Consider the following 15,995-nt stretch of genomic DNA (forward strand, 5'->3'; position numbering starts at 1 on the left):
GTTTAATGTGTTTTAGACTATCTTATAATTACTATATCTCTTATTGCTATATTGCAGTACAGCAGCGAATCCATGACCATTTTGCTAACGTAGTGCTTCAATCAATTCTATTAACTCTGCCTCAGTATACTCCATACCACTTTTGGACTTTTGATCGCGAAGCGATTTTATGTTAGAAGTTTTCAAGGATCTAGGCCTATTAGAAAAAGCATTGGTTACGTACGAAATAATATCTGCAATATCCTGATCAGAAATATCCTGATTATTAATTAGGCCAGGCATTTGATGACCCTCATCATAGGTTTCCCCATTTATTAATAATGGTCCTTTTAGACCATGGAGAATAATTAATCCCAATTGCTCCAAATGCGTGGAAATATAGTCGGAACCTAATAAAGGGGGTGCTAATCCGGCAATACCTTCCCCACTAGGAGAATGGCAAGAGGCACAAATTTGCCTAAACAATGTTGCTCCCTTGGTTCTAGAATCCGTTTGCGGTAATTTTTTAGAATAAATAAAATTAGGCTTGTCGTTTATTTTCCGCTCCCTTGTCACAGCTATCATTGAACTCATATCCGACTCCTCATTAACACCTTTCTCCCCAAAATAAACCTCTAATGGATCTATCACAGCTTCGGCACCACTTATTATCGCTTCATGAACTATTTTATTTTCCTTGTATTTTTTTATCAATTCATCAATAATTGGAAAAAACAGCTCTTCGTTTTCCTTAGCCCAAATACCAACTGTGGAAGCCAGGTACGTGTCTAAAGCAACCTCATCCCTTTTTAAAAGTTCTTTAAATAGATCATAAGCCACAGGTAGATTTCTCTCCGCTACAAAATTCTCCATCAATACCAAACCATGTGCCGCTACCTCAGCACTAGAACTTAATACCACTTCGTGTAACATATCAAAATTAAGCACATCCAATCCTTCCAAGGTGTATAGTGCGTGTATCTGACTAAGAGGATTCTCGCTATTTCCTATCAGTTTCATAAGTTCAGGAACAATAACTAGGTTGCCCCTATGGATCAATGATTGTTGAGCACGGTCTCGGATCCATCCATTACTACTGCTCAATAAATCTACTAAATCTCCTTCAGATAATTTACTGAGGTCAATATTTTTCTTGCTTTGGGAATTAGCATTTTTAATTCTAAGAATCCTACCGTAATCCAAAATGGTATCTAACTGTTTTTCTGCTGATATTTTTTTTAGGTAGGGGGTTAAAAAAGCATAGTGTTGTATTACTCCCCTATGCATATCTACCACATACATATTTCCATCGGGGCCATTAGAGAGGTTTACGGGACGAAACCCTTCATCAACTGAAGCTAGAAACTCCTTTCCCTCCCATGCCTGCTTAGCCTCTACCATACCATCTTTAAACGTAATAATATTTCTTTTGATTGCATTTATTTCTGGGACACACACAAACACGTTTTGGTCATAACCATCGGGAAACATCCCCCCTCTATACACTAAAGGACCACAAGCCGCTGTTACATGCACCAACAAACTATCTTGGTTTAGCACTCCTTCTTGATACCCCCTATTTACCGAGGCCGCATGTATTGGATATACACGTTGATCTTTAGTAAGCACTTGATTTATACCATGTCTTGGCACCATATACTTATTACGCACCAACCTATTTGGCAGAATATGATCTCCCATTAATTGGGTAGAATTATTATTGTAATAGAGTCGGCCAAAATTATCATGAGTAATCCCCCACTGCCCCCTTTGGGTAGTAGGTTCTTTTATCCATACTCCGTTTTTTCGTTGATATCTGAAGTTAGATTTAGCATTATATATCCAATTATCCACGTTCATCATTAACCCATTGGGTTGATGCTCTGGGTTCCCTACGGTTGCATACAATGAATCTACCAATACCCTGTTAGTAGGTTTATCATCCTCAATTTCCACGAACCATAAGTTGGGCGACTCTACATACAATAATCCCCCATAAACCAATGCCAATGCCCGAGGCATAACTAGACTATCTAAAAAGGGCTTAGCATGATCCATAATCCCGTCTTTATCCAAATCCTCTAATATTTTAATAGACCCTGAAGGCATCTCTTCTCCTGTACCATCTAGATTTTGCATAAAACCAGGCATCTCTGCAACCCAAATTCGACCTTCATCATCAAAATCCATGGCTACAGGTGCCACTAGCAGTGGCTCTGAAGCAACAACCTCCAAGGAAAAACCATCTTCTATGATATAATCTTCAAGAGAAATGACAGGCTCATTAAATGAAGGTTTACAGGAAATTATAACAAGGAACAATAAAAAAAATCGAGCTAAACCCATGAATTGTGATGACATTGTAATTTGAATATTTGTACCGCTTGAGCAATGAACCTTTTAGAAATAGTAAATTATCGTCGATAAAAACTCCTGACCAATCGCTATTAATTTTAAAATCATTAAAAATAGCACAGTACCTCTTAAATTACTAACCTAATAAAACATTTTTAAGTATACATAACAACGAAGTAAGGAATAAAAGTATAACTCAGCCCCTAGCTATAATTCATATAGGCTAAATAGCTCACATCTTTCCAAACCATGACTATAAATAAAACTTTTAGTAGAAAATATTACCGAATAGGCAACCGTATTTGTGAAGGATATTTTCTAGAGTGATGCACTTTATTAGTAGCTATGACACCTTTGGACTCATCATAATTATTTCCACCGGTATTTAGATTGCGTGCAAAACGCGGAAAATTACTACTTGAAACCTCTATTCTAATACGATGACCTTTTTTAAAATAATTACTTGTGGACATTGGTGTTAAATCTACCTTATAAACTTCTCCTTCCTCCATGAATACTTCTTTATCATATCCTTCCCTGTATCTTACACGCTGGATGGTTTCGTCAAGATTGTACGCCGTGCCGTCGGGGTATACATCTATCAGTTTAATAGTAAAATCCGTATCCTTAGCATCCGAAGAAACGTAAAGGGTAGATTCAATAAATCCGGTCACTTCCACCCCCTCTTTTAGCACATCTGTGGTATAAACAAGTATATTGGACTGCTCTTCCATCTTTTGCTGATCAAATGCACCTCCTTTAACAGCATTCCCTGTGCAGCAAACATTGCCGCCTAAGGAGTTAACAGGGTTCATAGGATCATAAATAAAAGTGTCTGGGTTGTCCTTGGAAGCCCTTCTTCTTGTTAGCTTACCACTGCCGTGAAGGGTGTTGGCATCTCCGTCACTATCTAGATAATATGTAACCAATTTAGAATCTGCGGGCGGCCATTCCTCTGCCGACTTCCATTCATTACTACCCATAGTGTAATACTGTACTCTAGGTGTTTTCTCTTTAAAATCGTTTTCCTCTCCTTTTAGCCAAAGGTCCCACCACCCATAGATCTGTTCCTCATAATTTAAACGGGCATCTCCAACGCTGCGCTCCCCTACTATAGTGTTTTCAGTTGCACGAGTAAAAGCACAATGTAGTGTAGGTGCTATTACTAAATATTGATTTTCACGGATCTCAGCGTCTTTTGAATTATTACGTACATGGTTAAAAAGCGTCAAATTTGGGGTAATAGAAACATCATACCAAGAGGCAAACCAAAAACTTGGTGCTCCTATTTCCATGGTATCATGATAAAGCCCCCCTTCATACCATGCTGGATCGTTTGGTTTGCGAACTACCATTTTATCAAAAATTTCACGCTTCCCATTCATGTTTTTTACAATATCTTGAAGAGGTAAATGCGTTAACGCCTCTACCATATCCACTGGTGGATTATTAGGTGCTAGATCATAAAATCTTGATATTCGGATTAAGTCTTCTTGCGTAGCTCCTTCGGGTATTCTAGGTTTAAACTTATCATGCTCTACACCGTACAACCAAGAAAAAAATAAAAGCTGTTCTACTCCCCCACGATACCAGTTTCCTTGTTCTTGTATGTCTCCAACCGTGCCAATTCCTGCTCCAAATCCCTGTGGCACCATGGCCGCATGGGACGGATGATCTAACGCAGACACCGCCATTTGCCATTCTGCAGTTGAAGAACAACCATATGTCCCTATTTTTCCGTTAGACCAAGATTGGTCTGCCATCCAAGAAAAAGCATCATACCCGTCTGTTAGCGGCAGTCCTAAAATATCCCATTCTCCTTCGGAAAAATACCTTCCACGCTCATTTTGAACCACATAGGCATAACCACGTTTAACCGCTTCATATGCCTGCTCCGCTGTTCGGGTTCGGCGTTCACCATCTACCCAAGAATTGAAATTATACGGGGTACGTGAAAAAATAATGGGCACTTTTTCATCAGTTTTAGGTCTATAAATATCAGTTGCTAGACGAATACCGTCCCGCATTGGCATCATTACCTTTTGTTCAATAATAGCGATTTCATCTAGTCTTTTGAAAATATCGGATGCCTCTTGTCCATAAAAAATTTGCAAAGAAAATAAGAGGAAAAGCACGAAAGGAATACGGTAATGTTTCATTAGTTATAGGTTTATTTATGATTTCACCTTTTTCCTCTCTTCTAGTGGAATAGGGTATAATTAAAATCTCTTGAGCTAAAATATTATGGCAGTACAAGTGAAACACCTCATACTATATACAGACTAATTTAAAGAAATAAATTATATCCTTAGCGCATATACTACTGAAAGACAATAAAAAAGCCCGACAAAAATGCATCGGGCTTTAATTAGGGCCTGTTAACCCCTCATTTATATAAAATTAAGCAAACTTTAATTATTTTCAGGCAAAGGTATTGGCATAATATTAAACACCTGGTCTCCGGCCCTATCAATAGGCAAAGTATTTGATAAACCATAACGTCTTAAATCGAACATTCTATGGTTCTCTGCCCATAGGGAATACCTACGTTGTTTTAAAAGTTCCGTAGTTAATGCCTCTACTGTTTGCGCACCTGTATAATCTGGAAGACTTGCTGAGTTGCGAATAACGTTTAGTGCATCCTCTGCATCCTGAAGATTATTGGCAAGAATATTTGCTTCGGCATACACCAATATTAATTCTTCGTTCCTAAGGAAATCTATAGGGCTAGTATCTGATTCATATAATAATGCTTCATGAGTACCACTAAGATCATCTTGGGTGGTTGGGTTTGGCCTTAAAGCTGTTTTCTCGGCTACCCTTGTGTCTCCATTCTCCGCATCCGCTAACCAAGTATTATGAACTATTATCTGGTCTCCATTATTAGGTTTATCAACGGTAGAAGGAACTCTAAATACAGGGTTGCTTTGATCTCCACCGCCCAAACCAAAAATATGCTTAGGCCCAATTTCTAAATCTCCAGTTAAATCGAAATAAGAATTAGATAACGCAGTCAATGCAGCCTCACCCTCACCAGCATATACAGCTGCTACACCTGCTAATGCTCTATTAAACTCAGAGAAAGTAGCAGGAGTGTCAAAGCCATCAAAACCGGTACTCAAATTAAAAACAAAACTATTTCCAGCGTTAGAGAGGTGCTGTTGACCTTCATCTAATAGAGAGCGGACTCTAGCCATTCCTTCATCAAACTCTACTATAGGTCCCAAATTATCTGGATCGGATACATCTAAACGCGCTTTTCCATACGATTTAAGTATTTGTATTAATTCTTCAGCCATCATGGTCTTGGCAAATCCGAGATAACCATTCATTTCCGCTTCGGTAACTGCATCAGTATTAGTGACAGCTTCTAATAATAAGCTTACGTTCTTGATACATCTATAATTCCCGTTCCATGATCCCGTGCTATAGAAAGAGTTATTATCTAAGGTAAGACCGTCCTTACCCAGCATATCTCCGGTATACCTAGGTTCCGCATTAAACAGATAAAGTTCTCTTGCCATTGTGCCATTGGCCAGCGCCTCTGTACCCATTCCATTACGTGAAGTAGATTCAATGCCCACCACAAGTTCGTTCAATTGACCTTTGGAGGCATTTTTTAAAACACCATCTACACTAGGCCCGTTTGGATCTATCACTTCATCAAAAGTACAAGAAGCCATAAATGAGACTAATGGAATCATGAAAGCCATGATCACTAAAGTTTTTATATTATTTTTCATGTTTTATTATTTAAAAATTAACATTTAGGCTAAAGAAAAATTGCCGTGCACTTGGAAAAGGACCTACCTCAATACCTGTAGATAGTCCAGAACCACCATTAACGGACACCTCTGGATCGTAGCTACTGTAATCGGTAATAGTGAAAAGATTTTTTCCTGACAATCCAAATTTAACACCCTCTACGGTACTTCCAAATAGGTTCTCTACCGTGTTCTGTGACAAGGAATAGTGAATTGCAGCCTCGCGTAATCTTAGGTAACCCGCAGGTTCCACAAAACGAACGGCATTAGCAGTAGACGCAAGTCGAGCTTGGCCTTCTGGAGTATCTAAGTCAGGAGTAACTTGTCCTAAATCACTAAGGTATGTAGATAAGTTTAGGTTTTCCCCTCCATTTTTCCATTGAAAAAGGAAAGAAAAATCTAATTGTCTAAAAAATGTAAAGTTATTGCTCCAAGCCATTTGAAAGTCGGGTTCCACATCGCCTACCTTCGTAGGTTTTGTTCCAGTACCATCTAAGTTTAGGTTACCTACCAATTGAGTGGCCGATTGTCCTTCTTGGATAAAGAAAGTTCCAAGTCCTAAACCAAATCCTGCACCTGGCTGTGGAAATGCTGGCACCTCTAAGCGGGTTACTTCAGATCGGTTTCTATACCATTGCACCGCAGAATTCCATTTAAAATTTTCATTATCAAACACAAAAGCTTTTAAAGCCAATTCTACCCCAGAATTTTTAAGGTCTCCAAGATTAGTAGTTTCCTGTGTAAAACCAGAAGAAGAGGGTAGCGCCCTTGTTAAGATAAGATCTTTCACTTTCTTGTCATAATAAGTAGCTTCCAAAGAAAGTTTATTATTAAAAATTCCTACATCAAAACCAAATTCCAGCTCACTAGCCGTTTCTGGCTTTACTAAAGCATCTCCTTTACTTCCCACTACACTTTGGCCAATATTACCACCTATATTATTAGCCCCTAAACTTGTAAAAGTAGATCCATAATTAGCTGGACTTCCAGTCTCCCCATATGCGGCCCTTAATTTCAGTTGCGATACAGATTCCATAGTCCAGAAATCAAAATTAGCCATGTTAAGCGCTAAGGAAGCCTTGGGAAAACCATAAAACTTATTGGGATCACCATTTCTAGTAGATTTATCTACTCTATAGCCAACAGTAGCAATGATCTGATCTTTATAATTTCCCTCTACCTGTCCAAAATACCCAAAATCTTTTTCTTCTGAACGGAATTGATCGATAACTTGATTCACGGATTGATCCACACTAGTCTGGCCGGCTGCCAAAAGAGAACCTCTACTATTCACCAGATTAGATTTTTGATAAAGGTAGGCAGTACCAACTTGTGTGGTAAGGTCTAAATCACCCTCCATAGCCTCGCGGTTCCAAACTCCTATCAACTGAGTATTTAATTGAGTAAAGTTGTTCTTCCCAACTGATATAAAACCTCCAGGCCCTGGTTGCACTTGGGCTTGATGCGTCTCGGGAACATATACATAAGTTTGATTTGCCAAATAGTCTAAACCACCACTAGTTACAATTTTAATTCTATCCTTATCCGTATTTAATATATTAGTATTTAAAGTGATTCCCTGAACAAGTCGGTCGTTAGAGTCATCATTTAAAGCTTTATCCCTTACAAAGATTGGATTTCCAGAATAATTGGGATTTACTGGGTAATTGCCATTGGCATCAGGAAATAGATTTACCCATGGCCGAGTAAATGCTAAGGTATATCCATAGCTCAATCCCCCATCGTTTTCATTTCCAGTAAAACTTCTACTGGCATTACTCCTACTATAACTAGTGGTAGAAGTAAAGTCAAAAACATCAGAAATACGATGATCAATATTGGTACGTAATGAGAATCGGTCAAAACCAGTATTTTTTATGATTCCTCCTTCATCTCTGTAAGAACCTCCCAAATAAAATTTTGTTTTATCATTACCTCCAGTAGCACTTAATCGAGTTTCTGTTATAAATCCTGTATCACCATAAATAATATCTTCAAAATCATAAAGCTCACCATTTTCTGCTATTGTTGCCTCAAATTTGGCTCTTTCGGCAGCATTGAAAACAGTTTCCACCTTATCTGCAGTCCATGGTCGTATTCCTAAACGATTTGCAATTTTGTTCATTCCTACATCCTGACTAAAACTAATTTTAGTTTTACCTGTTTTACCGCGTTTGGTAGTAATTATTACCACCCCGGCATTACCTCTTTGTCCGTAAATTGCAGCCGCAGAAGACCCTTTTAACACTTCTATGTTTTGAATATCATTCGGATCTAGATCCGCTAAACGGTTTCCAGAATTCTCTTCATTTCCACGGTTTGCACCCGAAGCAAAACGAAGTCCACTTGGTATTTCAACATTATTATAATATACTCCATCTACAATAATCAGTGGCTGGTTGTTCCCGTTAATCGATGATATTCCACGCAATCTTAAAGCAAATCCACCTCCCGGTGCACCTGAGGTAGAGGTAATATTTACTCCAGGAATTTTACCATATAGCGCCCCATCAACTGTAGATTGACTTGTGGTACCCACCAATTCATCCGCAGAAACTGTAGCAACTGCATTTGCAAGATTTTCCCGCTTCACGGAGCTAGCCAACCCTGTGACTACCACCTCTTCTAGTCCGGTTGCCGATTCTTCCATACTAACATTAAGGTTAGTTACTCCGGTTACCCTTACTTCCGTATTAGCATATCCAAGAGAAGAAAAGACTAAAGTTGCAGGAAAGGAGCCAACGTTGATATCAAAGTTTCCATCAAAATCTGTTGTTGTTCCTGTCATTGTTCCTTTTACAACTACGTTTACGCCTGGTAGGGGCAGTCCCTCCGATGCTTCAGTTACGTTTCCCGTTACGCCTCCTTGCGCCGCTAGTAAAAACGGAATAGCAGAAAACGTAATGAAAAACACACTTTTCAAAAAAGATTGTTTCATTTTCATAAGGTTTGTGTTAATTATTTCAACGTCAAGTTAATGAAGATTTTAAGCTAATAAAATTTTATTTTAATTTTTAGATATAAATAATTGCCAATATCATAATTCCTCGAATATTTATTGCGCATATCAACAATTTAACACCAATTAAACTACAGAATACCCAAATAACTGCCCATCTTATAATTGTAGAAAAGGGGCTAAAAGGAATCATCAATTAGGTCTATATATTATGGTCTGCGGTGCCATTACGATCCTAAATGTTAAGATGTTAGTCAAAAATGTTATCCAACTACTATAATTGACTCCCCTTTTATAAAATTCACCCTAATTATTTTTAGCCGTTAATCTCATATCTTCTTACATTTGCGTTTTCATAGATCAAGTATAAAATGTATAGAAGTCATAATTGCGGTGAATTAAGGGAAACCCACCAGAATTCAGAGGTTACCCTAGCAGGTTGGGTACAAACTGTAAGAGATAAGGGATTTGTAATTTGGGCCGACCTAAGGGATCGGTACGGAATTACTCAATTAATCTTTGATGAAGAGCGCTCTTCCAAAGAGATTATGGAAATTGCCAAATCTCTTGGACGCGAATTTGTAGTGCAAGTAAAGGGTACTGTATTAGAGCGCAGCTCCAAAAACCCCAACATTCCAACCGGAAATGTAGAGGTCTTGGTCTCCGAAATAAAAATCCTTAATAAATCTATTGTTCCTCCATTTACTATTGAAGATCAAACTGATGGTGGGGAAGATATTAGGATGAAATACCGTTATTTGGATATTCGTAGAAATCCTGTAAAGAACAACCTTATTTTTAGACATAAGGTTGCTATGGAAGTACGGAAATACCTATCCGATCAAGATTTTATTGAAGTGGAAACCCCGTATCTAATAAAATCTACTCCTGAAGGCGCAAGAGATTTTGTAGTTCCTAGCAGAATGAACCAAGGTCAGTTTTACGCCCTACCCCAATCGCCACAAACCTTTAAGCAGTTATTAATGGTGGGTGGTATGGATAAATATTTCCAAATAGTTAAGTGCTTTAGAGACGAAGATCTCCGAGCAGATAGACAGCCAGAATTTACTCAAATAGACTGCGAGATGGCCTTTGTAGAACAAGAAGATATCTTAAATATCTTTGAGGGCCTTACCAGACACCTATTACAAGAAATTAAAGGAGTAACCGTAGAGGAATTCCCGAGGATGACTTATGACGAGGCCATGAGAAAATATGGTAACGACAAACCGGACATCCGTTTTGGAATGGAATTTGGCGAGTTAAACGCCGTTGCTCAACACAAAGATTTCGGAATATTTAACGATGCCGAATTAGTAGTTGGTATTGCGGTGCCGGGAGCAGCTTCTTACACCAGAAAAGAAATTGATGCCCTTGTAAATTGGGTTCGTCGTCCACAGGTTGGTGCCAAAGGAATGGTTTATGTAAAATATAACGAAGACGGCTCCTTTAAATCCTCTGTAGATAAATTCTTTAATCAAGAGGACCTTGCCCAATGGGCTGAAATTACAGAGGCAAAACCAGGGGATCTTATTTGTGTGCTTTCTGGTGATGCTAACGCAACTAGAACACAGTTAAGTGCACTGAGAATGGAAATGGCAGAGCGATTGGGCCTTAGAAACAAGGAAGAATTTGCTCCACTATGGGTAATAGACTTCCCTTTACTGGAATTGGATGAGGAAACAGGTCGTTACCATGCCATGCATCACCCTTTTACCTCTCCCAAACCGGGGCAAATGGCACTATTAGATACCGATCCGGGTGCGGTAAAAGCCAACGCCTACGACCTTGTGCTTAATGGAAATGAGATTGGCGGAGGATCTATACGTATACACGACAAACAAATGCAATCTACCATGTTTAAGCACCTTGGCTTTACCCCTGAAGAAGCTAAAGCTCAGTTTGGCTTCTTAATGGATGCTTTTCAGTATGGAGCGCCTCCACACGGTGGCTTGGCATTTGGATTAGATAGATTGGTTGCTATTTTAGGAGGACAAGAAACCATTAGAGATTTTATAGCTTTCCCAAAAAACAACAGTGGTAGGGATGTTATGATAGATGCTCCTGCAGCAATAGATTCTGAACAGTTAAAAGAATTGAATTTAAAGTTAGATTTAAAATCATGAATCTAGGAGACCATAAAATACTTAGGTCTCTATCTTTACTATAGGATTATATAAAAAGGTTGGATGCATGTATTTTGCTACCAACCTTTTTACTATCTTACCCAAGAGGTTGTTATTGCGATGTTAGCGTTCTTTACTAATAGTCAAAAAAAGCGTTGTTAACGATTATGGTATCCCATAAAAATACTTTATTCCGAAAATTCTTAAAGTGGAGGTATAGAAATATATCCGAAAAGAATTTTATAATTATTTTGGGTGTTATTGTCGGGTTGCTAGCCGGTTTAGCTTCTGTAACTATAAAAAACCTGACTTTTAGTGTAGCGTCTCTATTAGAAGAAGGGATTAATTTTTCTGATAACCAGCTTTATTTCATCTTGCCTTTTATAGGCCTTCTTTTTGTTTTTATAGCCAAGAAATTACTTTTTAGGAATGGGTTTCGCCCCCCTATACCCTCCTTTCTAAAACGGGCAATTCCCACATTATTATACGCCTTGCTAAGACAGAATGGGATGCTTTCTTACAAACTTATTTACCACCCCTTAATTATGGCTCCTTTAACGGTAGGTTTTGGGGGATCTGTAGGATTATTAGGTCCGGCCATCACCTCGGGGTCGGCCATAAGCTCCAATCTAGGGCGCTTATTACATATAGATAGCAAGACTCGCACCCTACTTATTGCCTGTGCTACCTCTGGAGCAGTGGCTTCTATGTTTAAAACTCCTATAGCTGCCGTGGTACTAGCCATAGAGCTTTTTAGTTTAGACCTAACATTTGCGTCTTTACTACCCCTTTTAATGGCATCGATCTCCTCGGTGCTTACCTCCTATTTTTTCCTAGGCGATGAAACGCTTTTCAGCTTCAATGTAGTAGATAAATTTACCATAAACGATACCGCTCCTTACATCCTCCTTGGTTTAGGCACCAGTATTGGATCTATCTACTTTACAAAAATTTATTTTGCGGTCTACTCCTTTTTCGACCAATTTAAAACCCCATTCCTTAAAGTATTGGTGGGCGGACTTACCATTGGGGTGATGTTATACTTTATTCCGCCTTTATACGGGGAGGGATTAAGTTTTACTAAAGATTTATTTGAAGGCGACCACCTTCAAGCTTTAGGAGCTACTCCTTTTGATGATTTTATAGACAATATTTGGGTTGTTATTGCTCTCTTAGTAGGGTTTACCATATTTAAAACTTTCGCCATGACCATTACTTTTGCTGCAGGCGGTGTTGGTGGGGTTATCATTCCTACTATGGTAATGGGTAGTGCTTTGGGAAATGTGGTTGCTAAAGTCTTAAACAATTTGGGTTTAGGCTTACAGGTTTCTGAAGCTAATTTTACTTTGGTGGGTATGGCCGGACTAATAGCGGGGGTAATCCACGCGCCCTTAACCGCTATATTCCTAATTGCGGAAATCACCGGGGGTTATGAGCTTTTTATACCTCTTATGATTACCGTTGCCATTTCTTTCCTTATCACAAAACAGTCTATGGAACACACCATATACACTAAGGAATTAGCAGAAAGAGGTGACTTGCTTACTCATGATAGGGATCAGAATGTCCTTACCCTAATGACCTTGGAAAGTGTGATTGAGAAGAATTTTAAACCGATTCACCCCGAAATGACCCTAGGCACCATGCTACATGAAGGGGTTTCTAAATCTGCCAGAAATCTCTTCCCAGTAATTGACGACAACCGCATTTTAGTGGGAATTGTGCTTTTGGACGATATACGAGAATTTATGTTTGACACCTCCCTATACGAAACAATGAAGGTTCAAAATTTTATGCACAATCCGCCAGAACATATCATTTATGAAAAGGATGACATGAAAACGGTGATGCAAAAATTTCAGAATAGCGAGGCTTGGAACCTACCGGTGATAAAAGACGGAAAATATCTTGGTTTTGTTTCAAAATCGAAGCTCTTAACCGCTTATCGTAGAAAATTAATTAATTTTACAAGATAGTTACCCAAATCATGAAGTATTTAATTTCTATCATCTTAATAGCATCTATTGCATCTATAATTTACGGCTTCACCATTCAAGAGACTGATGTATTCTTTGCCAATAAATGTATTGGTTTTGGCACTGTAGGTATTTTTTTAATTGCCATGCCTCTATTCCTTATTACAGTCAGTAAAGGGAAAAATATGAAAGATTATATGCTAAACGAGGAAAACATCAGAAGGATGCAAGGAAGGGAAAAGAAAACCGAGGAAAAAGAATAACTAATCCCTTTACTTCAACTTCCTGATTTGCAATGCTAATTAAGGTTTCTTCTTTGGATGAAGAACCTTTTTAATATTTCCGAAGCTTCTTCTGCTAAAACGCCTCCAACTACTTCTGTCTTAGGATGTAATTTAGTATTCATACTAATAAAGCCCCTTTCCTTATCCCTAGCGCCATATACAATTTTAGAAATCTGACTCCAATATAAAGCTCCCGCACACATCTGACAAGGCTCTAAGGTTACATATAGGGTGCAGTTATGCAAGTATTTTCCACCTAGGAAGTTAGAGGCCGAGGTAATTGCTTGCATCTCCGCATGGGCCGTAACATCTACCAACTGTTCTGTTAGGTTATGCCCTCTAGCAATTATCCTATTCTCCACAACCACTATTGCTCCAACAGGAATTTCTCCCACCTCATAGGCAATCTCCGCCTCTTGCAAGGCTTTCTTCATAAAATAAGCATCATCAAATGGCTCAATCATAGTCCTGATTTTATGATACAATAGTAATCAATAATTAAGTTTAAAGTACAGTCCAAACCAAATTTTTCAAATGAACCATCCCATCATTCAAGTTAAATTCTCGTGAAAAAACCACACCTTACTTAAGCCTAAAATGATTTATTCATATTTCTCTGACCTGAACGTTAATACTTAGTTTTAATGGGAACCTAAATCAAGATAAAAATCCTAATTCAGTTTCAACAACAACCGCAAAAAATTGCAATCAAAACTAATGTAATGCTCCATTAAACCACTAAATACCTTAGCTTTGTAGTTTTTCCATAATACATGTCGCAAGGTATTCTACAACATATTGACTCTCCTTCAGATATTCGCCAGTTAACTCAGGCAGAACTAGCCCAATTGACTAAAGAATTACGTAATTTCATAATTGATATTGTAGCTACCAAAGAAGGACATTTGGGCGCAAGTTTAGGTGTTGTAGAATTAACTATCGCCCTACACTATGTATTTAACACTCCTTATGACAATCTTATTTGGGACGTAGGCCACCAAGCTTATGGGCATAAGATTCTAACCGGACGTAAGGATGTTTTCCATACCAACAGACAACTAGATGGCATTAGCGGGTTCCCCAATCGTAAAGAAAGCAAATACGATGCTTTTGGAACCGGACATAGCTCTACTTCCATCTCTGCTATACTGGGAATGGCCATGGCCTCTCATCTAAAAGGCGAAACAGACAAACAACATATTGCAGTTATTGGAGATGCCTCCATAGCGAGCGGAATGGCATTTGAGGGACTAAATCACGCAGGGGATACCAATCCTAATATCCTAGTTGTTTTAAATGACAATGCCATTGGAATAGACCCTAGTGTAGGTGCCTTAAAGAAATATTTAACCAATGTAAAGAAGGGAACAGCAAAGGATGAAAATATTTTTGAATGCCTAAATTTTAATTATACAGGACCTATAGACGGACATGATCTCCCCTTACTTATAAAAGAACTAAACAGGCTTAAGTCTATTACCGGCCCTAAACTTTTACATCTAATTACCACAAAGGGCAAGGGCTTAAAAAAGGCCGAAGAAAATCAGGTGGTTTACCATGCTCCAGGAAAATTTAATAGTATAACAGGAGATCTATTGCCCAAACCGAATAAAATTGAGCCACCAAAATATCAGGATGTATTTGGACATACTATTTTGGAATTGGCATTACTTAATCCCCGAATAGTAGGGATTACTCCGGCGATGCCTACGGGCAGTTCCTTAAAATACATGATGAACCGCCTTCCTGAAAGAGCATTTGATGTGGGAATTGCCGAGCAACATGCGGTAACCTTAGCAGCAGGGATGGCAGCAGAAGGCATGGTGGCCTTCTGTAATATTTATTCTACCTTTCTACAACGCGCCTATGATCAGGTAATTCACGATGTAGCCTTACAGAATCTTCCGGTTATATTATGCTTAGATCGCGCAGGATTAGTAGGCCAGGATGGCGCTACCCATCACGGACTATTTGATATTGCCCAGTTAAGGTGTATCCCTAATCTTATTATTTTTGCGCCAATGAATGAAATCGAATTGAGAGATATCATGTACACCGCTCAATTAGGTTTAGACTATCCGATTGCAATTAGATACCCCAGAGGAAGAGGCGTTACCTTAGATTGGAAACAAAAATTCACCAAAATATCGCTAGGAGAAGCCCAAGAATTACAAAAAGGTACGGAAATTGCTGTACTTTCGATTGGTCATATTGGCAATATGGTATCGGAGTTATTACAGGAGTTAAATAACAAGCATCAAATTGGTCATTACAATATGCGATTTGTAAAACCATTGGATAGAAAGATGTTACAAAGTATATTTAACAAATATTCCAATATCATCACTATTGAAGATGGATGTAGCACGGGTGGTTTTGGGAGCGCAATAGTGGAATTCGCAAATGAAATAAATGCTAAGATTCCAATAAAAATTATTGGCGTCCCAGATGCATTTATTGAGCATGGAACAGTGGAGGAGTTACAACATATCGCCAAAATAGACAAAACGGAGCTTAGAAAGCAGATAAATAATATATTGAATAAAGATTAA

General features: G+C 38.5%; 9 protein-coding genes. 4 read left to right on the forward strand and 5 right to left on the reverse strand.

All coding sequences use genetic code 11. The features are described 5' to 3' along the window. Positions 1-84: 84 nt before the first annotated feature. The 4 genes from H344_RS0105195 to H344_RS0105210 form a co-directional block, all read right to left on the reverse strand. Positions 85-2,340, reverse strand: coding sequence for a DUF7133 domain-containing protein (locus H344_RS0105195; protein ID WP_240484946.1), 2,256 nt, complete (start codon positions 2,338-2,340; stop codon positions 85-87). Between the two features lie 275 nt (positions 2,341-2,615). Next, a complete protein-coding gene (locus H344_RS0105200) occupies positions 2,616-4,493 on the reverse strand; it encodes a CocE/NonD family hydrolase (RefSeq protein WP_026809336.1) in 1,878 nt (625 codons plus the stop codon). A 252-nt stretch (positions 4,494-4,745) separates the two neighbouring features. Next, positions 4,746-6,077, reverse strand: coding sequence for a RagB/SusD family nutrient uptake outer membrane protein (locus H344_RS0105205; protein WP_026809337.1), 1,332 nt, complete (start codon positions 6,075-6,077; stop codon positions 4,746-4,748). 10 nt (positions 6,078-6,087) lie between these two features. Then, positions 6,088-9,036 (reverse strand): SusC/RagA family TonB-linked outer membrane protein, encoded by a 2,949-nt coding sequence (locus H344_RS0105210; protein ID WP_026809338.1) that lies wholly within the window; start codon positions 9,034-9,036, stop codon positions 6,088-6,090. 392 nt (positions 9,037-9,428) lie between these two features. On the opposite strand from H344_RS0105210, the gene aspS reads away from it, so the two are divergent. The 3 genes from aspS (at position 9,429) to H344_RS0105225 (ending at position 13,422) form a co-directional block, all read left to right on the forward strand. Continuing rightward, positions 9,429-11,183 (forward strand): aspartate--tRNA ligase, encoded by a 1,755-nt coding sequence (gene aspS / locus H344_RS0105215; protein ID WP_026809339.1) that lies wholly within the window; start codon positions 9,429-9,431, stop codon positions 11,181-11,183. A 167-nt stretch (positions 11,184-11,350) separates the two neighbouring features. Next, a complete protein-coding gene (locus tag H344_RS0105220; RefSeq protein WP_026809340.1) occupies positions 11,351-13,159 on the forward strand; it encodes a chloride channel protein in 1,809 nt (602 codons plus the stop codon). An 11-nt stretch (positions 13,160-13,170) separates the two neighbouring features. Next, positions 13,171-13,422, forward strand: coding sequence for a hypothetical protein (locus H344_RS0105225; RefSeq protein WP_026809341.1), 252 nt, complete (start codon positions 13,171-13,173; stop codon positions 13,420-13,422). Positions 13,423-13,457: 35 nt separating this feature from the next. Here the strand turns inward: H344_RS0105225 and H344_RS0105230 are convergent, their stop codons facing one another. Then, on the reverse strand, positions 13,458-13,907 hold the full coding sequence (locus H344_RS0105230; RefSeq protein WP_026809342.1) for a nucleoside deaminase: 450 nt from the start codon (positions 13,905-13,907) through the stop codon (positions 13,458-13,460). Between the two features lie 309 nt (positions 13,908-14,216). On the opposite strand from H344_RS0105230, the gene H344_RS0105235 reads away from it, so the two are divergent. Continuing rightward, the gene (locus tag H344_RS0105235) at positions 14,217-15,995 is read left to right on the forward strand and encodes a 1-deoxy-D-xylulose-5-phosphate synthase (protein ID WP_026809343.1); all 1,779 of its coding nucleotides are present in this window, start codon (positions 14,217-14,219) and stop codon (positions 15,993-15,995) included.

This window comes from Arenibacter latericius DSM 15913 (genome assembly GCF_000424985.1).
GTDB lineage: Bacteria > Bacteroidota > Bacteroidia > Flavobacteriales > Flavobacteriaceae > Arenibacter > Arenibacter latericius.